We start from the raw sequence: 26,208 nt of genomic DNA on the forward strand, positions 1-26,208 counted from the left end.
TTATACTTCTGCATATTCCTGCGCGTTTAATACGACATAACCGCCCTGGCCTTTTGGTCGGCCAATGACACCACGAAACAACTGGCGACAATCTAACTGCTGGCAAGCGTTATCGATGGCATCTTGTTTGGTTTCGCATTCGCCTATTTCGACAGTGCGCAGTTCGTGGGTTTTAGGGTGTTCGCGCATGCCGCCATTTGGACACAACTCTATTGCTAGATACATCATGCGACCATCCAGATAGTTGTATTGTGAATATCGAGTGTTTTTTCCCACCACAACTCTATACAGGCGACTAATTTGGTTAAGCCAAAGCCTTGCGCCATAAAGTACACAGAACGAATAGCGCCTAAGGCAAGTTGCTCTTGGGTAGAGCCAGAATCTGAACAAGCTACGACGCTTTGCCAAAAGGCAAATACAGTAATCAATACCTCTTCTTGCTTTAGCGTTGCGTAAAGGTTGAAATGAAAACAAGGCATTGCAAGTGCATCGCTACGACCAGCATCAACGCATTCAAACAAATCGATAATCCAATCAGCTTTGTCTTCATCGATACCAAGTGAGTGCAGCGCCGAACGCACATTTTCGACGGGGGCTAAAATACGTTTCATGCCGCTACCTCATTTTTTATCAAGTTGCTTAGTTCGTTATACGTAGAAGTGACTTGTCTAAATGCAGTTAAGCCATCGAGGTAAATGGTTTTATCCATTAGCTTGTGGGCAGACCAGGTATTCGGGTTTTGCGCACCGCTAAAGTAGGTTTTATCAATTGCGATAACTTCGAGTGCGTCGGCATGGCCAATATAGCGAACAGATACGCTCAATTTTTCAGGTTTGGCGATGGCAATAAACATGAGTTCGTTGATCACATCGTTCATTGTTGGATTTGCTTTAATCATGGTATTCCCTTACTTGTTAAATTCAGTTAATGAGTAACCAGCCATTTCATTGATTACCGGTGCTAAACGTTTTATGACGCAGTGGATCGCGGCTCTTTGAATTTGATTAAATTTTTGAAACGTAAATTTCATGTCACGCTCTTCCATTCCTGCTGCGAAACAGATAACGCGCTTTATCTCGTCACCTTGTTTGTTGTAGATAACAGCGACACGATTATGGCTAAACATGTCACGGACTTGAGCGATGGCTTGAGCCGCCGTGTCTTGGTGCTGTGTTTGTACGAGTTGTGCTTGTCCCATAACAATTCCCTCTTACATACCTGGTAATGGCAATCCGCCGATGACGGCATCTGTACACATGGACACGAACGGCCCTGCACCACCGCAGCGGTTTTCAACGTCTGACATAAGAAAGACCAGTTCACGTACGGCGTCTTGTGCCTTTTTGATTATTTGGTCTTTTTTGAATCGGGTTAGCCGGCGATCTGATTCGGCTTCTAAGATGTGTCGGTTTATTTCACCGGCATGGCTGGTCACACTCATGGCGCTGAGCGTGAGTGGTTTTGACTCGCCTTGCTTGGGTAGACGAACGGCGGTTAGTCCGACTTCGAGTATTGCGCTGTTGATAATGTAGTGATTGTCGGTTGCGGTGGTGATTTTAATTAACTCGCTAACGGTTAATTGATGTGGCTGATTGGGGTTGAGTTTGTTGCGTAGTATTTGCCCACGCATACCGCACTCGTTGGCAATCTGTTCTAAGTTTTCTATGTCTGCAAACCTAATACATGCAGACTCTATTGGGCTCTGTTTACTCTCATTTGACTCATACATTGCGAAAATCTCCTTATATGCAATGATTAAGTAACAATCCAAGTACGCAAATGAATATGATCGCTTCTGTTTTAACGATTAAAGAGAAACGATGCTTGCGTTTATTCACGCTTGGTTCGATGAATACACCTGCCGAAACCTCTATAAACCCCTGTTGATGGGCGTTTATAGTGATCTCAGATTGGCTATTGGTTTGATTATGCAAATTTTTGTGCATCGGCTTTTTTGAACAAGGCAACAAGGTTGATTAGTACGGCCTCGTTTCTGCTTTCTTTTGGCATGATAGGTAGCTTTCCACTCGTAACAGCATGATCAATAGTGCTTATTGATTGCCCTGTTGCGGCGGCATATTTCTTTTTTGTGCAGTAAGGCACGTCGAGATGTATTGTAATTGACGACATAATGGTATCCTTGTTGGTTGTATTTAATGGCATTAGAGCTCATAACTACGCATATGAGCAGTGACTCAATTGAGTGGTACAATTAAAATGAGCAGCAATCAAATATTTTCACCTCCTTTTAGTTATAAAGGTGGAAAAAGTGTGACCGAGAAACTAAAAGTAGTCACTAAATGTAAGACATATGACGAGATGGCGGTCGCATTTGACATACCAAAGTCAACAATCTTCACTTGGCATACTCGTGATATGACTCCATATGAGATCGCAATTAGAACTCATTTGATTACAGGGGTATCCCTAAAGTGGCTTTTATTAGATGAGGGTGAAGCATTCAGTGAAGGTGATACATTTAATACAGTAGCTACTGATTCAAAAAGAACGGTCTCTATTGAAACAATATCTAACGGAGAGCTAAGTAATTCGAGCCAAATCGGTTTAGACTTCGTTGCAATGAAGAATTATGGCTTAACAGTAGATAACACTCGTATTATTAATCTGGACGGAACACTGCTTTTTATTAATACGGCAGAAACCAAAGCTAATTCGGGGCGTTATTTATTGGATATTGATGGTTCAATTTCTATTAATCATTTACAGCGTTTACCAGGTAAAAAATTAGCCATGAGTTATGGCAATACATCAGTTGAAGTTGCAGAAGCGGATATTGTTGTGTTGGGACGTGTAGTGCTGGCGATGGAAAAAGAGTAACTAGCTCGGATATGTTGCCCAAAACTTACATAAGGTATTTAATGAAAGCTATAATAAAAAATAATGAATTGCTCATAACTATTGAAAATGAAGTTATTGATAGAATTGATATACTTGAGACAGGATCCGAGACTCTACCTCATTTACTTGAGGCGCCACATTCAAATTTTATCAGCTTACTTTGTGATCTGGATGTAAAGAATATCCCACTAGGCTTAGAAATATATTCCGAATACCAAAGCCAATGCTTTAACCTAGCTAACTGGATGGAATTAACTAAAAAAAATGATTCGGCAAATTTATCTCATTCCATTTCATTCAGGTTAATACACTGGAATCATCCGTTCACAATTATTGAATTTGCAGATCTATATATGAAAGAACTATCTGCACTTGGTTATTTTTCTGAAAATGATAGCGGAAGTCTTAGTGACTATGATGACAGTCACATATACATCAAAATAGAAAAAGAGATTACAAGTGGCATATTGTGTGAAGAGCTTGATTTAATAGCAGCTGATGCGAAATGTGTATATGAAAATATAATACAAAAATTATCATTAAAAATTCATGAGAATACATTTATTAAAGCCTTTAATTTTCCAAAAGAATATGAAGTCATATGCACTCAATATATTGTTTGGTTTGGTGAGTTTTTAGAAAACTTAGGTATTAACGCTAAAATATCAACACAAAATGACTCAAATGGGACGCTTGTTATTGTGGCTCCAGATAATGCTGAAACACTATTGTCAGAAATAGAGAAGCTGTTCTACCAATATTTATCACTTCCATACATTGAGTACCTCCCAGCAAATAAGCATGACTTGTCAATAAGTGAAAGAATGTTTACAGACCATTTAAGTAGCCAAGTCGAAATATTTAAGACTCAAATACAGATGAAAAATTCAATAATTGAGTTAAAAGACACCAAAATTCATACTTTAAAAACACAATTAAAAGACAAAGAGCAAAAACTACTTTTAGATAGTATGAAAAGTGATATTGAATTACTGGATGGTGCTATAAAAATTGGTGAGATGAAATGGGGGCCGATTAAAATTAATCCTAAAAAAATATTGTTAAAAATTAAAAGCAGTACTAAATAAAAATGCCATGGTAGAAAGTTTAATATTCCCCCCAGAAGAGAGTGACATTGCCTCGAATGGTGAAACTAAGGCCTCAACGATATGCCAGAAATAAAAATGCCGCTCACCTTAAGTGAACGGCATTATGGTCATGGGTTATCTTATTTTTGGCTACCGATTAGTACATCACCCCACTAACATCAACCAGCGAGTAAGCCTCGGACAACGGTCCTTCAGATTAAGTAACCTCAAAAGGATTTTTGCCTGCCCCCCAATAAGTTATCTGCAAAAAGTTATTTGCTTCAACTTGCGACCGATAAACTCCATTTTTCAATAACTTATACCTCCATCGAAGTTTACCAATAAATTCACCATCAGAACTAAATACCTTTGTTATATCAGTACCTTCATTGCGCAGCTTAATAAGTTGACCTATCCGTACATTAACACCAGGCTCCCAATTAACAGGAAGATTAACACAGGTACCTTTCCAAACAGTGTCTGAATTTGGTTTATATTCGTTAATAAAAGACTTCCAAAGTTTTGCTTTGTTTTCACCAAGCACGCTTAACCGCGATATATATTTTTTTAATGTTTCTGAAGATAACCATTCTTTAAATTCATAACTACTTGAAAAATGAGTACCAGTCGTCCGAACTGCTTTTATTGCTTCTAAACGCGAGTTAAAGCCTGCTTGCATTAACATTGCAGCACTTCTATTCAAGCTACCATTTTCAACTGCAGGGACAATTAAGCCCACTTCAACATCATCAATGGTCATCTGTTCAGAAAAATCACCAGAAATAATATCTCCATTAGCTTGAGCACGAACTCGAAGAGCTTCTAGTCCCCATGGAAGACGATAAACTAGACCATCTTCAACAAATCGTAATGTTTCATCAATTGAATTAAAACCTTGATCACGAAGTGCCTCCCCCTTTAACCAAGCAGCGATAATTTCACGCCAATCATCTGGTAAAATATTTGGAGTAAAAGGAGGTATTGCGAACAAAAGTTCGGCTAGTTTAATTATTGCTGTTATAGCTTCCCGTTCCTCACCACCATCGATATAAGCGTTAGCAACAATCAGTAACTCATTTCCTTCAGGGGCTACTTCATCCAACCTTTGTCCCGTAGCTAAACCAACGCCTGCAAGATAGTAACCTTTTCTTTGTTCAGTAGTAGTCAAACGCCATATATGACTAGCTCTCTGAGATAAAAGACCATTAAAAAGTACTTTAATTTCTTCTTCTTGGCGCTTCAATCTACGCTGAAGTAAAGATGACTGAAGTAGTTCATCAAGAGCATTTGGAATATCATCAATTGAGATGTTTTCTTCGCCTAGCATACTTAATAATGCAGTATCTAAACTTACTAAATGACGTTCCCATGCATTCCTACTTTCTTCATTCTGCTGTTCCTGCTCATGAGGCACAGCTGGGAAAGTCCAAATAGCAGTATTGTTCATCACATATTCATGCACTTGCTCAATAGATTGAGTTTGTAAACTATTAGCAATTCTAACTATAAACGAAGCTATTAGCCTAAATAATCCACTTTCCATATTACGAGCGTTAGTATTATTTACCAATGATCTCCATTGATTTCTGCGCCAAGCTATACGGTCATAAATTGGATGTAGCACTAAGCCGTGAGTATCTACAAACGCTCGTCCAGCTCGTCCAACAACATTCTTGAATTCTGATATGTCGATTACCTCGCCACTTCGACGAACAGAGTAAACAATTAAAGCCGTTGCTGCTAAATTCAAACCTTGCGCTAATGTAGGAGACGATATCGTTATTTTTAATATACCTTCCCTTAAAAGCTTTTCCATTTCCTTTCTAAAAGGTGTTGGTAATCCACCATGATGAACAGCAACTCCAATATTTAAGCATTGCAAAATGGGATGTTCTTCTCCTAACCATTCAGCACCAAGCACCTTTGCCAGTTCTATCCTTTCAGGCATAACCGATAACACTGACTTTAAAGCACCTCGTTTGTGTAAATCCACAATATCTTTTGCAAAACTATTTACAGACCTTTTTTCAGGGCAGTAAATTAACACAGTTTGATTGTCTTCTACCAGTTTCCAAGCTGAAGCCAATGTTAATTCTTTTGCATTTTTAGGGAATGGGAGAACTCTCCTTCCAATTGGTGGTACAAATGATTTTATGAACCCTGGTATAAATGCTTGTTCTTCACCAATGGTAAAATTAATCTTTGCAGTTTGCCTTTGGCTTTGCCAAACGATTTCACCAAACCTTAAATCTGTGGGACGCCAACCTGATTGGATAGCATCCCCCTCTTTATCCTCCCTAAGCCAGCCAACAAAATCTTCAAATTGATCGCCACTTGGCAAAATAGCGGAAAGACAAACAATTCTACGCTCATTAGCATCTTGACGTTTTAGTAAGCGTTGAATTTGAACTTCATAATTTATTTCACGTTCACTTAAGCCTATCATGTGGCCTTCATCTAAAATCACAAGGCCAACATCATCGATTAACGTAGGGTCATTTCTCAACGCGAAATCAAGTTTTTCTGGTGTACCTACTACTATATCTTGAGTTCTCAAAACGTCTTGCTCAAAGTCACTAGTGCCCATACTTCCATATAAAGATGAGATAGTTTTACCTAAAGGTAAAAATGTTTTTCTCAGTGAAGATTCTGTCTGGGCTGATAATGCTCGAAGTGGTGTAATGAATAAAACTCGTTTACCTATAGCTAAACTCCTAAGAATGCACAATTCAGCTATCCTTGTCTTACCTGCACTTGTTGGTAAAGATACAACCAGGTCATCATCATCTTTAACTGCTCGTGTTGCCCCTTCTAATTGTGACGGCCACAAATCAATTTCTGCTTTATTACGTTTGTAAAGAGATGTAATAAATAACCAGCGTAGTAAATTCCAGTCAGTATCATGACCATCATTTTGCGGTCCTGGAATTATTTGGTGAAAGCTTGAGTCCCAGAGATCTTTTAGAAGATGTTTTGTGATTCTTAAAACCCACCACTGAGGTAATAAATTTAACTCGCTGCAAACTGTTAGGCTGGTATCAATTCTATTTACAGCATTTTCAATAAGTTTATCGCTACCGGTTTCTAAAGCAAATAAGAACTCAAATATAGACGAAAAGTAATTATCTGTAATAGCGTCTTGGATTATTGGAAGTTCAACTGAAGAAATACCATATTCTTCGGGTTCGTCATCAGTATTTGTAACTTGACTTAATTGATCGATTTCTGTTTCTAGTCGTTCCGCAAGAGTTTCATCAGAGCCTGTTCCAGACGCTTTCCATTGCAGTACCATTATTTCAATTTGATCAAATTGCCTCAACATCAATAAAGAAAATAATTCTTCTATCTGACTTAAGTTTTGGTTTTCCAAGTTGCTTTGAATTAAAGAAAATGCTTTAGCGGAATAACGTCCTAGATGAAAAGCAGATGATGCTAATACTTTGTGAAAGCCTTTTTCAGGGTCTTCAGGATTACCATTATGAATAACATCGGTAATCGCTGTAGCTGATTTTTCAAATGCCACACGACAGAGGTCTTCGTTACCGCCTAAATCCCGCAAGCGAATGGCAAGTGATAACAATGAGTAGCCATAGGATAAAAGATCATAAGAAAGTTTCTCAGCGAATCTTGGTGCCCCCTCAGGCAGTTCACCATCGACCCAAATCATTGAACGCGCTAAACCACGTTCAAGTAGCCTGCCTCTAAACCCTGGAGCAGTGGCTTCATGTATACTTTGTTCTATTTCTTCAATCGTTGAGGACATCAATGACTCCCTGATATACACCTTCGATTAATTCTTGATGTTCAGTAACCCTAAAACCAACAGACGTTTGTTTTATATTACCGTAATAAGCATCAAAGGCTTCTTTCTGCAAGCTTGCAGGATTAGATGCCGTAAAAGTAAATAGAAGGTGTTCTAATTGATCTTCTCTGATCCCATCGACCAATTGTACTTTTTCTATTAGATCTGAAAGTGCTTGGTTACCACTTTCTCTGAGCCTTTCAGCCACAAACTCCAAAGCATGTGGAGCTGGAAGACCATCGTCTAAATCAAGCTCTTTTCTTGCATCCTTTAGTATTCCACGCCCAAGTTTTTTATTCGCTTTAGCCTCTGCTTTGAGGAATTTTATAGTTTGCTGTTGTTGGTTCACAACAATACCGATTACATCGTCACCTCGCATAGCCATATTACGATGGTCACGCCAACGAAGTTTTCGAATCGGCACATGATATCCTAGATATTCCTCGATATAATCTGTAGCTAACACCTCTCCTATATCACCAGATCTTATGTTTTTAACTTCAGGGATTTTGGTTAATAGTTTTTGTGCTGCTGCGGGTCTCCCTAAACGTGCTAAAGTTACAGCAATCGATTGAGGATCTGCGTAAGTGTCTGGTAATAAACCAATCAAAGCATTTTTAAGACTTTGAAATTCTTCAGATTTTAAAGTTAACACTTTAAATTTATTATTATTAACAAGGTGTTCTGTAACTTCAGATTTATTCTCTTGATTTAGCATCTAGTGGGAGTCCATTCTTATTTACTCTTTATTAAGGAAAGCTTCATTCAAAACAGCTTTAGGTGGAATTACCAACTCTAGCTTAGCGTTATTACACTAAGCTAGAGTTGGGCAGCAATGGCTTAGCGCTTATGCTTTAAAGAGAACATTTCGCATTACTAAAAGTAAAACGAAGTTGAGATTAACGCCCTGTTAAGGTGTGAGCAATGCAATACCGAAGCTGCCGCAAACACCAAACACCAAACACAACGCATAGTAAAATGCCACGCGTTACGAATCACTCTTAAACAGTTTGTTTTAGGTTTACGAGCAAAAGTATGTACCATGCTCTACGTCATGAACAACCCTTTCATCAAAACCCAGTAAACTCCAAGCTTTAAGTAAATTCGGTGAAGCTGTCCCTTTGCAATATGAATCTCCACCTGAATAGATCAAACCATCTTTTTTCACTAGGGTATGTGCAGCGAAAAATAAATGCTCCATACGGTGATTTGTCCATTTCTGATTGACAATTTGCTATCAGATTTTCAATTTTAAATTTGGGGTGAAACCTTAAAGAATTATGGATTAGGTTAGTTACATCTATAACTAAAATTGTAGAATCGTTTGCATATTTCTTATCAGACTTGGCGCGAATCGCACTATTAACTTTTAAATATAAATTCTGTGATTTTTCTTGAACAATGTGACAACTTGTCGTCTCAATATATGCTTTCTGATCTTCATCAAAATTAAACTCAAAATCTGGAGATTCTCGGTTTTTGTACGACACGCCTTTTCTAATAAAAAAACTAGCTAGAGAAATTTCAAATCGTATACCGACATACTGACTGACTCGATTGCATTTTCTCAATTGCTTCATGAATTGAGAAAAGTTCTGGTCAGAATCAGCACGTATCGACTTTAACTCAGTCATAAGAGTAAACAAACGTTTTAACTCAAAATCGCGATTATAGTAATTTAGGTTACGGTGAAATTCTAAAATCTTGGCGAAATTGAGCTCCACTGGATTCTGAGAATTTACCTTACCACCTTTAAGCAACTCAATCGAAAGAAGCTTAGACAAGTCTTGTTTCAGCGCTGATATACGCTCTAGAAACTCCTGCTCGGGAATTTCATTTCCGTATGGTAACCGATTATAAGTGGTTCTTGCGTCCAAATCTTTCTCCAGTAAATCTAACGTCTTGCTAAGCGGCATAGAATAGCTAGCTAAAATAGTGAGCGAAGCAAACACAGCCAGCTGTTATGCGTCCGTCTAAGCAACTTGTTAGATTTTGTTTGAAACACTTCTTCTCTATGAAATTCCATAAATGGAAGGTGTTCTAGCGCTAAATCTATAGAAATATCTCGATCTACACCTAAAATACTTTAAGCCTTTTCATCAAGGTTATTTGAAATAATGATATTTCCCTGATTACAGAATGTAATTAAACCTTGATCAAATAATAAATCGAAATTGAGCAAACTGTTTTTAATCCTGCTTAATTGGCTTGTTATGTTTTAGATTCGAAAAAACTTTAATTAAACTTCTTAAACCTTCTTTAGGGTCATTTCTAAAATCAGCATACATTAAATGCTTAATCTCGTTGGGTAATGGCTCGTCATCAAGGACAACAGGTAATATTTTTTTATCGAGTGACAATGCATTCTGTAATTCTTTTTTTGCCCAATCAGAACCTAAACTGTTGTGCGAGTTTATATATATAATATAATCACTCGCTTCAACAAGTGAATTTAGCTTTTTGTTTATATCATCACCAACGATAAGTTCATGTTTATCAAGTAGAACCTCAACTTGTATACGTTCTAAGTCTGAACATATTAAATCTACTAATTCTGAGTCTCGAAATGAATACGATATATAAACTTTAGGTGTATTGAATGCTGATCTTATTCCTGCATATAAATAGACCGCCAGAGCACCAACGAAAGCTCCAGATATACTGATTGCATATTTTAAGTATTCGATATTCCCTAATTGTGACAATAAAACGAACACTGATAATAATGTTGCAGCAAGAGGGATTATCACTCCAGACAACCTATAAATTTCTTTTAATAAAGGTCTTTTCATGGCAATTATATCCAATTAACAACAAATAGAAGAACAGATAAACCGAATATATCAGGAACGATTATTCCCCAAAATATTTTTAACTTATCATCACTTTCCCAACCGAGTTTTCTTACTAAAGTAGACACACCCCAAATACCAAGAATAAATGCCATTAGTATCCAAGGTACTGCTGCAAGTTTTTCAACAATATCTGCTGGAGGGTTAACAGGAGGTAAATCACCGGCTAGCTTTGCACTCCCAGTGATAAATATAAGTAAAGCTGTAACAGCTAAATCTAAGCCAACAGCTGTATCTTCTTTTTTAAAGCCGGGATGACGATCATTCCTTGTTACATATTTAATAAAAATAGATAGCCCTACAGTAATGAGGGGTACTCCAAACTGAAGAAAATATGGGGTTCCTAATAAATTCACATATAAATCCTTAATTTATATTCCAACACTTGATAAAAACATAACATTTGTATTGTAGGGCACCTTGAATTCCCAAATCTGTTCACCCTAGTCACTAACAACTAATTAAATGAAAAATAAGATAAAATAGCAATCTGACATTAAAATAGATTAAGAGAAAGCGTGCTGTCCTGTTAATTATTAACAAGGACAGTATGTGGCTGATTTTATTAAAATTTAATTTTATTGCAAGGAAAAACAAGACTATTTAATGTCAAACTGTAGCTGGAGTGAAAAACAAGCAACTTATAGGCTATAAATCCCCCCTATTCAGCCTACTTCAATATAATTCAAATGCTTACACTCCCTTACACTGTGTATCTAACAACTATAAACAAACATTGAACATATCTAATTTAAGCCCTACTATGCATAGAGCTGTATATAAAAACAGTACTTATTATTTTATAATATTAAATACATTGATTTACGCGTTATAAGGAAATACACCATGTCTATTCGTAACCTCAAAGACGGCCACAAGAAACCTTGGCTTTGTGAGTGCTATCCGCAAGGTAGTAAAGGCAAGCGTATTCGCAAACGCTTTGCGACCAAAGGCGAAGCAACAGCGTTCGAGCGCTATACAATGAACGAAATTGACGATAAGCCCTGGTTAGGCGGCAAAGAAGATAATAGACGTTTATCAGTGTTGCTTGATCTGTGGTGGAAACTACACGCTAAAAACTTAAAAAGCGGTGCTAATGCATTTCGCCGACTACAAATCATTTGTGAGCAATTAAACGATCCCATCGCATCAAAATTAACCGCCAGAGACTTTGCACATTACCGAGCAAACCGAGTAACAATGGGAGTACATAATGGCCTTACTGGGGCTGAACTGGCTATATCTTCACATAACTATGATTTGTTGTGGATGAAAGCACTGTTTAATGAACTAGGTCGATTAAATGAATGGAATCAACCTAACCCACTTGCAGACATGAAGATGTTAAAAACAGCAGAACGCGAGCTAAGCTACCTTACTCAGGAACAGATAACACAGCTATTAACAGATGTTCAAAGCAGTCCCATTGCTATACAAATGACACAAATCATTAAAATTTGCCTCGCAACTGGCGCACGAATAACAGAAGCAATAGACCTAAAAGGCGCTCAGGTAACAAAGCACAAAATTACCTTTATCAATACCAAAGGTAAAAGGAATAGGACAGTGCCTATTTCAGAGGATTTATATAATGAGATATACCAGGACACAGCAGGCAGGTTATTTACGTGTGGCTATGGCGGTGAACAATGCAAACATGTATGTGTATACAGTGGTATTCAATCATACACCATATAAACATACATTAGAGGTCACTCACGCCACCAAAGCGTAAGGCTTTGATTTAAATGGCATAAATACCATTAATCAAGCCAACTCTAGGTCTATCCAAGTGTAGTGCCCTTCACTGTTTATATTACCGGTTTTAATATCAATGGCGTTGGAAAATAACGGACTATCAAATACGAAGGTATGAAATTCACCGTTCTCACCACAAGGATCGATACCTTCTGGTAGGCTAGCGATAAACGCTTCATCAAAGACTTTACCCACATAGTCGGCAGATAAACGACGAGGGTCAACACAGGTAACAATCGCTTTCTGTCCACCCGCTAACATATCGCTTGCAAGTTGTTGGGTATCGAGATCCCACAACGGGAAAATCGCTTCAATACCTGTACCGACTAGATTATTAACACGATAGTTTTTAATGTCCGCTAAAAACAGATCGCCATAAGCAAAGTTAACGACGTCACGCTGTTTGGCTCTTTCAACAAACGCATCCATTATCGCTTCGTATTCAATATTGCTACACGGATAAGGAATTTCGATAATATCCAAAGGTAAGTTCATTGCCGCAGCCTGACGCTGTAACAACTCAATACGTACAGAGTGAACCGCGGTACGTTGATATTGCGCATTGACTGAGCAAAAGATACCTACGATCTCAATAGATGGATCGTTCGCCAATTGCAAACACGTCCATGCTGCGTCTTTGCCAGTACTCCAAGATACTAACGTTTTTTGTTTTTTCATATACTTCAACTATCCAAGAGCCAATAAATAATCGTACTCTACGCTTATCTATAAGCGCAATGACGACAACCATTACCACAACAGCGAGCTCGTTTTAAGTGATACCACTCACTAAAAACATAACGGCCATCTTCAATGGTAAAATCGATGTTCTCAACTAACTCTGTTTGATGACGATATGGTTCAGCCAGTGCAAGACGCGCTTTTGGTGAACCTGCCGCATTAAGCTGTTTAATGATCTCGACGCCGATGGCCTTTGCTAAGCATGCTTTACACAAACAATCACTCAAGGTACCTAATGGCATTATAGCGGGTAAATCTTGACACCAACAACCACCCTGCTCAATGGCCGAGGCAACGCCACAACCAAATTCCGCTTGGCATTCTGAACATTGCTTAGCCACAGGAACGGGCATTGGGTCTACATTCTCTTCGATGTTAACAACTGCTTCATCAACGACTGATTTCGTCATACTTTCAATTTCCAAGTTATTCATTCTCACTTTCATTTGCATACTCTTGCTGCCATGCTTCGATAATCGCAACAAGTTGATCTAAACCGTCGGTTAAGGCAGCTGGACCAGGTTGTAATATATTTGCCGATTTAACTTCAAATAATTGCATGTTTTTAACTGCACTGATCTTGTCCCACCCTGCTCGGGCGGCAACATGCTCAGGCTTAAATTTACGGCCACACCACGAACCAATGATGATGTCAGGATCCGCATCGACCACAATAGTCGGATCAGCAATAATACGGTTCTTCGCTAATGACTCTTTAGCAAGGTCGGGAAAACATTCGTCACCACCTGCGATCTCAATCAGTTCTGAAACCCATTGGATACCCGACATTAATGGATCGTTCCACAACTCAAAATAGACTTTAGGACGCTTGCAGTACTTAGTCGCATTGAGTTTAATACGCTCAATCTTACTTTCTATCTCTTGTAACCAAATCGCAGCCTTATCACTCGCACCAACCAGGCTTGCTAACATCATGATCATATTGAATACTTCTTCAACCGAACGCTGATTAAAGATATGAACAGCAATGCCCTGCTTGATTAATTCACTGGCGATATCAGCTTGAATATCAGAAAATCCGAGAACAAGGTCAGGTTTTAAGTCGAGGATTTTATCTATCTTTGCAGACGTAAATGCAGATACTTTCGGATGCGCTTGTCGCGCTTGCGGCGGACGAACAGTAAAACCGGAAATACCTGCGATACGCGCTTCTTCGCCCAGTATGTACAGCATTTCCGTCGTTTCTTCTGTCAAACAGACAATCCGTTTCGGATAGTAATCCTTCATTTTATTTAATCCGCAATTTAATTCGATTTACGAAAGTATATCTTGTTTATAGGAAACTGAATACCCAGCAATGATAAGGTTATACCACCTTATAATACTGGGTATTTTTAATTGCAGAGTAAGGCTATAGACCCATTACATAACCAAATGCGATGAAGCTAGCAACCACAGCCATAATGGGTAATTTCAATGTGCGGAGCGCAAAGAAACCAACAATAACCGCGGCCATGTCAACCGGACCAACAATCGCAGAGGTAAATACGGGCTGGTATAACGCTGACATCAGTAGGCCAACGACCGCCGCATTAATACCCCATACTGCACCCGCTACTTTAGGTTTAGCCGCGAGCGACTCCCATGCACCATGGAAACCCAGTACTAACAAGAAACCCGGTAAGAAGATAGCAACCGTCGCAATTAACGCGCCCATCAATGGTGAGTTAACTAACAAATCAGCGCCTAAGAATGCAGATAACGAGAACATAGGACCCGGTACTGCTTGCGCAGCTGCATAACCTAATAGGAAGCGATCTGTATCAATCGCATCACCTAACGCTTGTTGCAACATAGGTAATACAACATGACCGCCACCAAATACTAAACTACCCGATTGGTAAAAGTCAGCAAAGACAGTTAACCATGCAGGTGAATTTGTTAATAACGGTAAACCCGCAAACAACACAGCGAAGATCACGAGTGGTAAGTAATTAACACCACCTTTAGTGGCGGGCACTGATGTTGCTTCGTTTGGTTTTTTAAGCTGCATACCAATCACCGCAGCTGCGATAAGCACCAGCATTTGCGTTAATAGACTCGGCACCATCAGTAATACCGCTGCCGTTGCCACACAGATTGTGACCGTACTGCGCTCTTTACAGAAACCTTTGTACATATTTAACGTCGCATCTGCAACAACGACAACCGCTAATAATTTCAGTCCGTGGGTAATACTCACTAACCATGCTGCATCTTGTGTCGCATTGGTTGTTGCTAGAATGTAAAGCAACAGAACCGAAGGGAATGTGAATGCTATGAACGCGGTAAAACCACCGATAACACCAGCACGACGTAAACCGATTGCAAAACCTATCTGACTTGAACCTGGACCAGGTAAAAACTGACTTAATGAAATTAATCTTGCATAGCTCTCGCTATCTATCCATTTTAATTTTTGAACGAATGTTTTCTCGAAATAACCGATATGTGCAGCTGGGCCACCAAAACTGATCCACCCCAATGTAAAAAACTGCCAAAATACTTCCAAAACTTGCTTCATTACTTTGCCTTTTATAGCTGATATGCGAAACCAATTTCGCCTCATTATTATATTTCAGTTTTATTACAGATATATGACAAAATTGAAGGTTTGCAGCAAGTTATATAAAGCTTACTTTAATTGTCAGAGATAGCGATTTTAACTTGGAATATAGCGGCTTTCACCAGGATAAACTTCATAGTTTAACGCCATGTTTGCCACGATTTCAGCAGGGACATTATGGTTGCTCGTAAATGCGCCACAACAGTGAATGATATGTGGTTCGATATTATAGCGGGTAGCAATGTCCAATAACGCAGTTAACTCCCAACGCTTAATCGTAGTGTTACTGACAATAACGGATTGACCTTTGCTTAAAGCATTACGTATATTTTTCTGGCAATATTGATGAGCAAACTTAATCTTACTTCCGTCGTAACAATATTCGCCTTGCCTATTGATAAAATAATGATCCGCTTCACAGTGAACAGCATCAGGGATTAATTGAAGATAGCGCTGAGCTAGGGTTGATTTACCCGAACCAGGAATACCGCGAATAATAATCATGCAAGGACTAGACAGTGTGGATAATTCAAGTAGCAACGACATAACACCCAAGATGATAGATAGTGAGAATAGAATGGCGAGTATAAATAATCTGGTCAATACAAATCAACTAATAATAATTAGTCAACCAGACTATAAAAAATACAACTAGCAATACAATAAAACGTGATAGACATAACAAATAGATTAATGGAAATTAATTGCACTGACGATAAAAAAGCAATTAATAAAGCAACAAAATGTGACTAATATTGCAAGTATGTTAATTCCCATACCTTGATTAGCTATTAATTTAAATCAGCATTAACATTTATCAAGATAACACAGCCATAACGTAAGCCGCTAATTTCATTAAATAAAGAAAATTAAATTATAAAGATAATAATTTATGTAATCCATTTATAACCAACGAATATCACGATTGTAAATTGCGCCAGCTCACATAATACGTGACAACCTGTTAACACTTAAGTATTAATGAACTAAGCTACCATCTAATTAATAATACTGGTCAGACCTAATATTCATAATAAATGGATGACAATGGCCACCTTAAAACTAAGTCATTTATTTAAGAAGTATAAAATAGTTAATTGGAATCAGTAGATTACAAGGATAGTAATGCAAACATCTAATATTATAATAGAATTTGTTCCGCAGACAAATCCCCATTTAACTCACTCTCTAAGTGCATCATCATTATATTTAAAATTCGGAGTTATTAATGAAAAATAAGAAAATTCTTGCTCTTGCTATAGCAAGCACACTTGGATTAACAGCCTGCGGTGATGATTCAACAGACCTCCGTATGGATGACACAATTACAAATTCACTTAACCGTCAATCAAGTATCGCGTTCGATTTAATCTCTTCAAACAAAAAAGTATCGACACCTTCTTTTCTATTGATGGATCCAAAAGACGGTACATTAAACATACCACTTGATAAAGGTGAACCGACAGGCCGTAATAATCCCAAAGTTGCTATGGGTGATACTGACGGTTGGAGTCCAACTCAGCCTTTCGTTATTGAGCTTGATTTACCGACAGGCGTAACGCTAACAACAAATAAACAACTACTTCACGCCGCAGTGAAAATCGCAAAAGTAGAAGTAACAAGAGCTAAAGTAATGTCTGACCCTGTAGAATTAACTGCAGGTAAAGATTATACAGTTATCTCAGATGGTAAATCATTAACGGTATTACCACTAAACGGTAGCTTAGAACACGGTAGTGACTATATCTATGCTATTACCGATGCTTTAGTTGATAGTTCAGGTCAAAAACTGGGTATATCGAATAACTACGCGGCTTTAAAAAACAAACAGATCGATCAAACTGGCAGCGCCTTAGAAATACCACAGAAAATTGTTTTACAAGTAGAAGGCTTAATGGATAAGTCTGGCATCGCCGATTATGAAAACATTATTTATTCAAGCTGGTTTACGACGTCATCGGCTGGTGAAGCGCTATATGCAGTCAAAGTTGCGACAGCATCAGCACTTGCTGGTAAAAATGTCTGGAAAGATGGCGCAAATCCAAATAACTCAGACTTAAGCAAATTATATAACCCGATGTTATCAGGGCTAACATCTGTAACGCTTGGATCATTAATTGAAAAAGCAACAGATCAAGTGATTTCAGCAGGTGTAGAAGCTTACCTAGATACGCTGATGGAAGCACACACAGGTGTTATTAAATTACCTTCGTTCTTAGAACGTGAGATAAAAGATAAGAAATGGAAGAAAACCCCGTGGCAAAGTGCAATGCCGAGCTTAGCGATTATCAATGGTGTATTAACTTCAGGGTCTGATAAAGAAAAATTAGATCTTGGCAAGCAGTTAGGAGCGGCGGGAATTGATCCAGCCAAGCTTGCAGATCCTACGGAGCAACTGAAGCTTGTTGGTAAATCATTCACACTTAATGGTAAGCCGCTTGATTCTGATCGTCTCATTACTAAGTACAGCCCTCTCCCACAAGTAAAATCTGTTGAAGGTGTTAACTTCTTATTAATTACGCCAAAATCTGATAAAGATGGAGTTCCAGTTACCGCTTTCAATAAAGTACCTGTAGTTATTTATCAACACGGTATCACATCTCTCAAAGAAAACATCCTAGCATCCGGCGATAAGCTTGCAGCTAAAGGTTATGCGATATTGGCAATCGACTTACCGCTACATGGTGATCGAAAACTAGAAGATGGTACTGTAACAACCCCGACTACTGCAGATGTTTTCATGAACTTTGAATACCTACCTGTTGCTCGTGACAACTTACGTCAATCCGTTGCCGATCTTATTGGTTTACGTGCAGGTATCACCATGGTTGGTGGCGCACAACAAGCAGCTCAAAAGGAAGGTAAGATTCTTGGCAATACATTCGATTTATTGGATACGCAGAAAGTAAGTTTCTTTGGCCACTCTCTCGGCGCAATGACAGGTATCAGTTTGCAAGCGACGATAGACCGACCTCTACCAGACTCGAATGGTGACGGTAAGGATGGAGATGGTGATCAGTTCTTTAAAATAGACAAGGCTGCATTTGCTAATCCAGGTGGCGGCATCCCATACCTATTACTTAACTCTGTATCCTTCGGTGGCACAGTTAAAGATGGGCTAATGAAGACAGTAAGCGCTGATTACCGAAACTTCTCGGGTGCGAAGTGTGCGTCAATAACTAAGACTTTATGCTTTAACGCATTCTATGATGCCGTAAAAGATAAACCAAATGCTCAAGCAACAATTGACGCAACATTCCAAGGCTTTGCGTTTGCAGCTCAAACGGTGCTTGAAACAGCCGACCCGTATGCACTTGCTCGTAAGGTTTCTAAAGACACGCCGGTTTACTTAGCACAAGTAAAAGGTGACTCGACAATTCCGAACATCCTAGATCCGAAAGCTGGCTACGCAGCTGCTTACTCGCCAATTGCGGGTACAACACCACTAATCAGCCAGCTTGGTCTAGTTAATATTTATACGGATAATAAGACAAGTAAGAAGGTGGCGCTAATTAATAAGGGTAACCATAGCTCTGTCATTGCTGTTTACGGCGATGGCTCGGATAAAGACGCTACTGACGAACTACAGAGCCAAATCACAAGCTTCTTAGCAAGTGATGATGGTAAAACAGCAACCGTTAAAGACGAAAGCTTAATTAATTAAGCCAATAATCAAACAATAGACTGAGCAATTGCTCATAACAAAAGAAGGTTTAGTGATAAACCTTCGTTTTTTTTATTTAAATTCCACTGAACTATTCCAATCATTTGGTAACCAATACATAATCTACTCAGTAATATGTATTTTTTAATTACATCTAATAAAATCAACCCAACCAATAAGTGACATCATGAATATTAAATTAGTTTCAGGCGTAGTTATCGCCGGACTTGCGGCAAGTTATGCTGGCAGTAAGTTTTATATGACAAACCAAGTAGAAAAAAAACTTGATGCGAAGATCATCGAAATGCAACCTATGATTGATGTTAAATATGGCGATCTAAGTGTTGAACCTATCACCCAGAAAATTCAATTACATAACGTAGTACTAAGCCCTGTTGATGGCAGCGCAACCCCTGTCACTATTAATGAAATAACCATTAATAAGTTTGATGTAGAATCAGAATTCCCTGCCGCGTTAGACATCGCCTTAGACGGGATTTCAATTAGCATTGATGATATAGAACCACAAACAGCAGAACAGCTTAAAGAGCTTGGTTATACAGATGATATGTTAATCAGCCTATCGACTAAATACACTTACGTTAATGACGTAATTGATTTAGAGCTTGGTCTAAGTGCACAAGACATGGGTAAAATGGAATACTCGCTTAACTTAGCTAACTTCCAATTTGATCCTAAACAGCCAATTAGCCTATTATTTTCGTACCCGAACTATCAGCTAAATACTGCCGAGTTTACTTACACAGACCAGTCATTTGTTGACCGCCTGCTTAAACAAGAAGCCCAAACGTCAGACATCAGTGTTGAAGAATTAAAACAGCGTGTATCAGACAAGATAAATACCATGCTGGCGGCAGATCTTGAAAACAAAAATAATGAGCTGAGCGATGCAGAGATAAAGCTTGCGAAAAATGCGGCTACAACGTTTGTTAAATTTATTAATGACCCGAAAAGTATCACTATTTCGGTGAACCCAGAACAAGCCGTCACTTTAGGTGAGATAACACAGACAAAAAATGATCCTGCTAAATTAATTTCATTACTGAATATGGCATTCAAAGCATAGTAACCGCCATTAACGACGAACAACAAATAAGGTCAGCTATTTTAGTTATGGCTGACTTTATTACCATTAAATACCTGTCGTACAAATAGAATCTGCTTCAAAATCAAAATCTTCTTTTACTAAGTCATTCGCACATAATTGCTCTCGAACTTGACTCAAGCCATTACGAATAATTTGTCGTACACGTTCACGGGAAATATCCATTAGCTGTGCAATAGCTTCTAAGCTCATTGAGTCCTGCCCTTTAAAACCAAAGCGTAAACGAATAATGTTTTGACTACGTACCGGCAGGTATTCTAATAATGCATCCATATATTCATAATAATCACATTTTTCATAGCGAATATCAGGCTGACAATTAACTTCAGCAGCAACCAAATCTTTTAGGCTAGCCAATAAATTATCACCACTGAGGATCTCTTTATCTAAAGATCCTTCATTAAAATAGTGACCTAATACCTTCAGTACTTTACGAGGTGATATTTTGAGTTCTTGGGAGATTTTAGTAATACCTTCGTTGGTATCAAGGTCAAGGCCAAGTTCAGATGAAGCTTTCAGTATCTGTTTATAAACGCGTGTAACATGAATGGGGATGCGAATGGTTCGAGAATAGTTCATAATATACTGTTCGATATTGTTTCTTATCCACCACACTGCATAAGTTGAAAACCGGCAACCTCGTTCTGGGTCGAACTTATCTACCGCATGCATTAAGCCGGTATTACCCTCTTGAATTATCTCATCCCAATCAAGTGAATAGCTTTTATATTTCTTAGCCACCATAAGAACCAACCTCAAGTTTGATTGGATCATCATATCCCGAGCGGATTTATCCCCGCGGGCTGCAGCAACGGCTGTGTCGTATTCTTCCTGTTTAGACAGTAGCTGACTCAATTTTTGTAATTCATCAAAATACGCATCAAGTGCGTGACTAGTCATGTTATTCATTAATCATCCCTGTTTATGGTTCATTACCATAATAACACAACAAGGTGACACATAGTCTCGTTTTATTGGGGTTAACCTCCCTAAATATAAATTTAAAACAGTAAGTTATCCTGGCAGGGGCATACTCAAAGAAATAATATTAAACGAATATATTGAACATTTATTTTGAGCTAATCACACAATACTTCACTATTAGGGCGGTATGTCATTTCACCTAAACGCTGTACTTCTTGTTGAATAGTACTCGGGTTATTCGCTAACGTGAGAGACAATATGTCTTGTGCCCAGTCAGGTATATTGGGGTTGATTTTATAATGTACCCATTGGCCCTGTCGTCTGTCAATGACCAGTTTTTTCTGACGTAACAGGGCTAAATGACGTGATACCTTTGGTTGGCTTTGCCCTAATGCATGTGTTAATTCACACACGCATAATTCATTTTCTTTCAGTATTAACAATAGACTTTTCAATCTAGTATCATCTGCTAAGCACTTGTAAAACTGGAGTAAATCCATAATTAAATTCATTTTTGATGGTTCATGCCGCCACTCTATATAAACCTTGTTTAGCTGTCAAACGGTTCTAACCTGGGCGGCCATCCTGTCGCGCTTTAAACAACATTGGTGCGTAATGATAAGCAAACAACCCAAATGCAATTAACCAAAATACAATGCTCAAATTGATAAAGATAATATAATACTGCATCCAAAAAATAGGGCCTATTACACGTATTATGACCGCGATAAAAATACTGAAAAATGCCACGAACATCGCTTTGGGCTGTTGCAACATACGCCCTGTATGACCCAGTGAAACACGAGATATCATCGCCAAAATTAGTCCGCCCATACCGCCAATTGTAATGAAATGCCATAAATGACTAACAATCGGTACATTAATAAAGTAACTCATACCGACGGTAAATAGTCCCGCCCAGATAAAAAATAACGAGCCGTGGATAGACCACAGCAGCGGCACACCCAAGGTAATCCAAGGCTTCCAACGACACCAGCGAATGGCTTGGCAACATGCCGCGAGAATAAATAAGATACCAAATACAGGCTTAGGAACAGCAAATAAAGGCTGAATTAATAACAGTAAAGTAATAACACCTAAACTGCCTGTTGCTAATTTTTCCAACCAAGGAAGTGGTAATACTTTTGTTGTTTTAGTCCCGTTGGCAGTAAACATCGGTACAACACGACCTGCCATTACCGACATTAGAAATGCCATTAGCATGACGGATGCATAAGCAGCTTGGTTGACTGTCATGTTCGCTAAACCTAATTTAGCCAAATGCATTTCAATATTTGCCACAGTAAATAAAACTAATAAAGGCACAAAAAATAAATTTCGGTACTGTTTTATTTTTAACAAAGGTTTGGCTAAAACATAAGCAACTACGGGTAGAAAACTTAAATCAATCAACATGATAACGTGATCATTTAATAGCGAGGGTAAAAACAAAGCAATTCGCCCTGCCAGCCAAAGCATAAATAGACCAAGTAAGGGTAACCCCGAAATACCACGAACCCCAGTCCAATTCTGGATCGCGGTTAACAAGAAACCTGCAACGATGGCACAGCCAAAACCGAACAACATTTCATGTATATGCCACCACAAACCGCCACCGTAAGGCTGAAAGGTAATATAACCAGATAACATTGCGCCCCATAACAGCAATGCAACCATACTAAACAAAGCGCCTGCTAAGAAGAAAGGACGAAAGCCAAGACGTAACACAGGGAGAATTTTCTGTTCCGCCGCCAAGTCTGTAATTTGCATTGATTTAACCTTTTAAATAGTAATTTAGATTGAGTATATGTGGTAATAAAAGGTCTGTAATTGACAAAAGGCAAATACCCAACTTATTTAGTCAAGTATTTGCCTTTTTATTGATGATCTTTGATTTGGTCTAGCTGAGCACCGCTTTAGTTAACAACACTGCTTAGTTAATAACTGTGACCGCAAGTTCGCACTCGTCATTCCAACGATAGTAAACATCGCAGTTTGATTGTCCCAGTCGAGGCCGTTCACTAATTGTTTTCGATATCTTACCTTTCGCTATCCAAAGTGCCAGCATCGCATCGATACCGTCTTCACTAATTCCAAAGGTTTTGGCTAGCTCAGTTCTGCTGGTTTTACCGTTAACAACAAGATGATCTTTCAGACGTGTTAAAATCATATTTGCCCTGCTCCTCTTGTAGTTGGAGTTTATTACCTTGCTTTTTCAGTAGTGCAATCACAAGGCACATCAACACACTGAAGAAGCCTATCCAGCCCATACTTGATGCAGGGTGTGCTGAGAATTCAACAATTTGGTAATACATAGTGGCAACAAAATAACCTAAGAACATAGTCCAGCCAGCAATGAATACTGCAAATGGGCGCCCAAATTCGCGCACATAAGCGCCCATTGCCGCAGCACAAGGTGTGTATAAAAGAATAAATAATAAGAATGCAAAAGCAGCAGCGTCGGAACTGAAGCTCTCTTTCAAGTTACCAAATATTGTCACATCCACTTCTTGATCGTCAGCAACCGCATTCATATCCGTTAAATCACCCACATCAACACCCAATGGATCTGAATAACTTAAATCCGCCAAATTCGCAGGGATCGATAATACCGCTTTTTGTAAACTGGCTACTAAATCAAACTCAGCATTATCTTTCTCTGCACTTGAATACAGGCTATTTAACGTGCCGATAACCGCTTCTTTGGCAAAAATACCCGTAATAATACCCACGGTTGCTTGCCAGTTATCTGCTTTAATACCAATAGGTGCAAGTAACGGCGTTGCGACTTGTGCAACTTTCGATAATACTGAACTTTCAGTTTCTTCATTACCAAAGCTGCCATCTGTACCCAATGAATTAAAGAAACTAAGAAATGCGACAACCAACACGATCGTTTTACCCGCACCAAACACAAAACGTTTTAGTTTTTGCCAAGTGATGATAAGCATATTCTGCATTGTCGGTAATTCGTAATCCGGCATTTCCATGATAAAGCTATCACTGCGGCCAGGATACAAACTCCAGCGTAATATGAGCCCAGTAAATACCGCAACTAAAATGCCAATAATGTATAACGCAAAGACAATATTTTGGCCATGCTCAGGGAAGAATGCTGCCGAGAATAATGCATACACAGGTAATCGTGCGCCACATGACATAAACGGTGCCATGGCCGCCGCTAAACGACGCTCACGTTCATGCTCGAGTGTACGTGTTGCCATAATGGCAGGTACGTTACAGCCAAAACCCAATACTAACGGAACAAATGCTTTACCAGGGAGGCCAATTCGTTGCATTACTTTATCAAGTACAAATGCAGCACGCGCCATATAACCCGAGCTTTCAAGTAACGATAAGAATAAATACAAACAACCTATCACGGGAATAAAAGTGGCAACTGTTTGAATACCACCGCCAATTCCATTCGCGATAATAGTAACAAGCCAAACAGGCAATAATCCATCTAATAAATAGTGTCCGCCATCAACAAGTACGCTGCCAAAGCTAATGTCAAAGAAATCAATGAATGCACCACCTATGTTGATAGAGAACATAAACATTAAGTACATCACAGCAAAAAAGAATGGAATACCAATGTATTTATTCAACACAACTTGGTCGACTTTATCACTGAATGAACGGCTCAATTTACCTTCCTGACGACGCACCTTATTACAAAGTTGGTGTAAAAACGTATATCGAACGTTGGCAATATGGAAATCTGTTTCAATTGACTCTGCGACTTTATTCTTAACGTCAGCAATCATCATCAAGGCATCAAGACTAATAAGATCGACAATTAACGCATCATTTTCGAGCGCACGAATAGCGAGTGAACGTGGGGCGGCATCGTGCTCGAAAAAATAAATCTCTAGTTCACTAATCGCCGCTTCTATTTCTGTTCCGTAATCCATCGCAAGCGGGACTGTGACCACACCTTTTTGTACGATTGAATGTAAGTCTTGTTTGAAACTACTCACTTCATTTTTGGCATTTGCAGAGAGCGCGAGAACTGGACAACCAAGGGCTTTTTCTAATTTTTTAACGTCTAACACTTGGCGTTGACGCGCTAATACGTCCATCTTGTTTAATACCACGACCATTGGACGACCTAACTCGCGCAATTGTAGTGTCATGTATAAACTGCGCTCTAAGCACGAAGCATCGACAACATTAATAATGAGGTCTGCCGCATGATCCAACGCTGCTTTCGACGCGATCATTTCATCGACACTATTCACTTCATTACTGCTATCCAAGGCATAAATACCCGGTAAATCGGTTAATAAGAACTCATCACCCGCATGGCCATAGCGTCCAGTTTTCTTATCAACAGTCACACCAGCCCAGTTACCAACACGTTGATTCGCACCCGTTAGCGCATTAAATAGCGTTGTTTTACCGCTATTTGGATTACCAATAGTTAAGATTTGATACAACATTAAGCGACCTCTACTTCAATCTGTTGTGCTAACTTTTTCCGGATCGCAACCGAGACTCCACGCACCGATATTTGTAACGGGTCCCCCATTGGCGCACGACGAATTAATGTCACTTGGGTATTAGGTAGCACACCCATTACCATTAACTTCTTTCGCGTGTCAGCAGGTAAGCCTGACATATCGGTAATTTTAGCGACAACACCATCGTTTAATAGCGCTAACTTCATATTTTCACCTAATTCTAATGATAACTATTATTATTCATATTTTACGCTTGCAGTATAAATAACTATTGATATGAATCAATACGCTATAAACGAAATGGCCAAAACAGCAAATAAAATAACACTAAAGTAGTATTCCTATATAACAACAGGGTTTAT

The 26,208-nt window shown here is 38.8% G+C and carries 27 protein-coding genes; 5 read left to right on the top strand and 22 right to left on the bottom strand.

What is annotated here, in order from left to right; genetic code table 11:
• The 6 genes from HWV03_RS13130 to HWV03_RS13155 all read right to left on the bottom strand — a co-directional run bounded on the left by HWV03_RS13130 (position 1) and on the right by HWV03_RS13155 (position 2,130).
• A complete protein-coding gene (locus HWV03_RS13130) occupies positions 1–228 on the bottom strand; it encodes a hypothetical protein (protein WP_075478402.1) in 228 nt (75 codons plus the stop codon).
• Complete coding sequence (locus HWV03_RS13135) at positions 225–611, bottom strand: hypothetical protein (protein ID WP_211676318.1); 387 nt, start codon at positions 609–611, stop codon at positions 225–227. The genes HWV03_RS13130 and HWV03_RS13135 overlap by 4 nt, the downstream gene beginning before the upstream one ends.
• Entirely contained in the window at positions 608–898 is a 291-nt protein-coding gene (locus HWV03_RS13140) for a hypothetical protein (protein ID WP_211676319.1), read from the bottom strand. The genes HWV03_RS13135 and HWV03_RS13140 overlap by 4 nt, the downstream gene beginning before the upstream one ends.
• A 9-nt stretch (positions 899–907) precedes the next feature.
• Positions 908–1,198, bottom strand: coding sequence for a hypothetical protein (locus tag HWV03_RS13145; protein WP_211676321.1), 291 nt, complete (start codon positions 1,196–1,198; stop codon positions 908–910).
• A gap of 12 nt (positions 1,199–1,210) precedes the next feature.
• Positions 1,211–1,729, bottom strand: coding sequence for a phage regulatory CII family protein (locus HWV03_RS13150; RefSeq protein WP_211676322.1), 519 nt, complete (start codon positions 1,727–1,729; stop codon positions 1,211–1,213).
• A gap of 197 nt (positions 1,730–1,926) precedes the next feature.
• Positions 1,927–2,130 carry a Rha family transcriptional regulator gene (locus HWV03_RS13155; protein ID WP_075473515.1) on the bottom strand — a complete coding sequence of 68 codons (204 nt, stop codon included), beginning with the start codon at positions 2,128–2,130 and terminating at the stop codon, positions 1,927–1,929.
• A gap of 141 nt (positions 2,131–2,271) precedes the next feature.
• Between HWV03_RS13155 and HWV03_RS13160 the strand changes: the two genes are divergently transcribed.
• Positions 2,272–2,838 carry a helix-turn-helix domain-containing protein gene (locus HWV03_RS13160; RefSeq protein ID WP_211676323.1) on the top strand — a complete coding sequence of 189 codons (567 nt, stop codon included), beginning with the start codon at positions 2,272–2,274 and terminating at the stop codon, positions 2,836–2,838.
• Positions 2,839–2,879: 41 nt separating this feature from the next.
• A complete protein-coding gene (locus HWV03_RS13165; RefSeq protein WP_211676325.1) occupies positions 2,880–3,947 on the top strand; it encodes a hypothetical protein in 1,068 nt (355 codons plus the stop codon).
• Between the two features lie 217 nt (positions 3,948–4,164).
• Here HWV03_RS13165 and HWV03_RS13170 read toward each other — a convergent pair whose 3' ends face one another.
• The 5 genes from HWV03_RS13170 to HWV03_RS13195 all read right to left on the bottom strand — a co-directional run bounded on the left by HWV03_RS13170 (position 4,165) and on the right by HWV03_RS13195 (position 10,957).
• Positions 4,165–7,710, bottom strand: a complete 3,546-nt coding sequence (locus HWV03_RS13170; protein WP_211676326.1) for a DEAD/DEAH box helicase — start codon at positions 7,708–7,710, stop codon at positions 4,165–4,167.
• On the bottom strand, positions 7,694–8,467 hold the full coding sequence (locus HWV03_RS13175; RefSeq protein ID WP_211676328.1) for a Hachiman antiphage defense system protein HamA: 774 nt from the start codon (positions 8,465–8,467) through the stop codon (positions 7,694–7,696). The genes HWV03_RS13170 and HWV03_RS13175 overlap by 17 nt, the downstream gene beginning before the upstream one ends.
• Positions 8,468–8,843: 376 nt before the next feature.
• Positions 8,844–9,626, bottom strand: coding sequence for a hypothetical protein (locus tag HWV03_RS13185; protein WP_211676330.1), 783 nt, complete (start codon positions 9,624–9,626; stop codon positions 8,844–8,846).
• A gap of 312 nt (positions 9,627–9,938) precedes the next feature.
• On the bottom strand, positions 9,939–10,541 hold the full coding sequence (locus HWV03_RS13190; RefSeq protein WP_211676331.1) for a toll/interleukin-1 receptor domain-containing protein: 603 nt from the start codon (positions 10,539–10,541) through the stop codon (positions 9,939–9,941).
• A 5-nt stretch (positions 10,542–10,546) separates the two neighbouring features.
• Positions 10,547–10,957 (bottom strand): hypothetical protein, encoded by a 411-nt coding sequence (locus HWV03_RS13195; RefSeq protein ID WP_211676333.1) that lies wholly within the window; start codon positions 10,955–10,957, stop codon positions 10,547–10,549.
• A 490-nt stretch (positions 10,958–11,447) separates the two neighbouring features.
• On the opposite strand from HWV03_RS13195, the gene HWV03_RS13200 reads away from it, so the two are divergent.
• Entirely contained in the window at positions 11,448–12,299 is an 852-nt protein-coding gene (locus HWV03_RS13200; RefSeq protein ID WP_211676335.1) for a phage integrase, read from the top strand.
• 69 nt (positions 12,300–12,368) lie between these two features.
• Here HWV03_RS13200 and HWV03_RS13205 read toward each other — a convergent pair whose 3' ends face one another.
• The 5 genes from HWV03_RS13205 to HWV03_RS13225 all read right to left on the bottom strand — a co-directional run bounded on the left by HWV03_RS13205 (position 12,369) and on the right by HWV03_RS13225 (position 16,269).
• The gene (locus HWV03_RS13205; protein WP_211676336.1) at positions 12,369–13,037 is read right to left on the bottom strand and encodes a Dph6-related ATP pyrophosphatase; all 669 of its coding nucleotides are present in this window, start codon (positions 13,035–13,037) and stop codon (positions 12,369–12,371) included.
• A gap of 44 nt (positions 13,038–13,081) precedes the next feature.
• A complete protein-coding gene (locus tag HWV03_RS13210; protein WP_255546804.1) occupies positions 13,082–13,510 on the bottom strand; it encodes a DUF5522 domain-containing protein in 429 nt (142 codons plus the stop codon).
• 16 nt (positions 13,511–13,526) lie between these two features.
• On the bottom strand, positions 13,527–14,348 hold the full coding sequence (locus HWV03_RS13215) for a cobalamin-binding protein (RefSeq protein ID WP_211676340.1): 822 nt from the start codon (positions 14,346–14,348) through the stop codon (positions 13,527–13,529).
• A 124-nt stretch (positions 14,349–14,472) separates the two neighbouring features.
• A complete protein-coding gene (gene chrA, locus HWV03_RS13220; protein ID WP_211676341.1) occupies positions 14,473–15,624 on the bottom strand; it encodes a chromate efflux transporter in 1,152 nt (383 codons plus the stop codon).
• 138 nt (positions 15,625–15,762) lie between these two features.
• A complete protein-coding gene (locus HWV03_RS13225) occupies positions 15,763–16,269 on the bottom strand; it encodes an AAA family ATPase (protein ID WP_255546805.1) in 507 nt (168 codons plus the stop codon).
• Between the two features lie 625 nt (positions 16,270–16,894).
• Here HWV03_RS13225 and HWV03_RS13230 point away from each other — a divergent pair.
• Both HWV03_RS13230 and HWV03_RS13235 read left to right on the top strand, forming a co-directional pair.
• Complete coding sequence (locus HWV03_RS13230) at positions 16,895–19,330, top strand: VolA/Pla-1 family phospholipase (protein WP_211676342.1); 2,436 nt, start codon at positions 16,895–16,897, stop codon at positions 19,328–19,330.
• A gap of 187 nt (positions 19,331–19,517) precedes the next feature.
• On the top strand, positions 19,518–20,417 hold the full coding sequence (locus tag HWV03_RS13235; RefSeq protein ID WP_211676343.1) for a hypothetical protein: 900 nt from the start codon (positions 19,518–19,520) through the stop codon (positions 20,415–20,417).
• Positions 20,418–20,483: 66 nt separating this feature from the next.
• Here HWV03_RS13235 and HWV03_RS13240 read toward each other — a convergent pair whose 3' ends face one another.
• The 6 genes from HWV03_RS13240 to HWV03_RS13265 form a co-directional block, all read right to left on the bottom strand.
• On the bottom strand, positions 20,484–21,365 hold the full coding sequence (locus HWV03_RS13240) for a sigma-70 family RNA polymerase sigma factor (protein ID WP_211676344.1): 882 nt from the start codon (positions 21,363–21,365) through the stop codon (positions 20,484–20,486).
• Positions 21,366–21,535: 170 nt separating this feature from the next.
• Entirely contained in the window at positions 21,536–21,880 is a 345-nt protein-coding gene (locus HWV03_RS13245) for a metalloregulator ArsR/SmtB family transcription factor (RefSeq protein ID WP_211676345.1), read from the bottom strand.
• A 67-nt stretch (positions 21,881–21,947) separates the two neighbouring features.
• Entirely contained in the window at positions 21,948–23,150 is a 1,203-nt protein-coding gene (locus HWV03_RS13250) for an NnrS family protein (protein WP_211676346.1), read from the bottom strand.
• Between the two features lie 163 nt (positions 23,151–23,313).
• On the bottom strand, positions 23,314–23,550 hold the full coding sequence (locus HWV03_RS13255) for a FeoC-like transcriptional regulator (RefSeq protein WP_211676347.1): 237 nt from the start codon (positions 23,548–23,550) through the stop codon (positions 23,314–23,316).
• Entirely contained in the window at positions 23,513–25,825 is a 2,313-nt protein-coding gene (feoB, locus tag HWV03_RS13260; RefSeq protein ID WP_211676348.1) for a Fe(2+) transporter permease subunit FeoB, read from the bottom strand. Before feoB ends, HWV03_RS13255 begins: the two co-directional genes overlap by 38 nt.
• Positions 25,825–26,052 carry a FeoA family protein gene (locus tag HWV03_RS13265; protein WP_211671999.1) on the bottom strand — a complete coding sequence of 76 codons (228 nt, stop codon included), beginning with the start codon at positions 26,050–26,052 and terminating at the stop codon, positions 25,825–25,827. Before HWV03_RS13265 ends, feoB begins: the two co-directional genes overlap by 1 nt.
• Between the last annotated feature and the right edge of the window lie 156 nt (positions 26,053–26,208).

The organism is Moritella sp. 36, from assembly GCF_018219415.1.
In the GTDB taxonomy this organism is placed as follows: Bacteria; Pseudomonadota; Gammaproteobacteria; order Enterobacterales; family Moritellaceae; genus Moritella.